Origin of the sequence: Mucilaginibacter sp. RCC_168 (assembly GCF_041355315.1) — a bacterium.
Taxonomy (GTDB): domain Bacteria; phylum Bacteroidota; class Bacteroidia; order Sphingobacteriales; family Sphingobacteriaceae; genus Mucilaginibacter.
In genome coordinates, this window is the sequence record NZ_JBFUPN010000086.1 from 1 (window position 1) to 551 (window position 551).

Sequence of the window (551 nt, forward strand, 5' to 3'; positions counted from 1 at the left end):
TTAGTCCTGGCCGCCTCATACTCCTGCGACTGACCCGCCCCCAGTTCCACAGGATCAGGCAACGTACCCTTGTCCAGCTTGCCGTTTACCGTTAATTTAAATTGTTTAACCCGTAAAAGATAAGTCGGAACCATGTAAGACGGGAGCCCGCTGCCGAGACAAGCCCGAAGTTCATCCTCATCTGCTTCTCCTGTATAATATCCGGCCAGGTAATGACTATCCTCTTCCCCACGAATCATAACTACGGAGGATTCCACTCCGGGACAGCCATCCATAGCGCGTTCGATCTCTTCCAGCTCAATACGGTACCCGCGCAGTTTTACCTGGTTGTCAAGCCTGCCGTGAAATTCGAGCACTCCATCTAAATTCCACCGGCCTATATCTCCGGTCCGGTACAACCGGCCCTCACCGAAAGGATTGGATACAAACCTGGATAACGTCAGTTCATCTCGTCGGAGATATCCCCGTGCTACTCCACTCCCCCCGATATAAAGCTCTCCACTCACACCAACCGGACACAAACACCGGTTTGTATCCAATACATAAACCTG

General features: G+C 51.7%; 1 pseudogene. It reads right to left on the reverse strand.

Annotation, left to right across the window (positions count from 1 at the left end):
* Positions 1 to 506, reverse strand: a pseudogene (locus AB6735_RS28070) (non-ribosomal peptide synthetase); the annotation flags it as partial.
* Between the last annotated feature and the right edge of the window lie 45 nt (positions 507 to 551).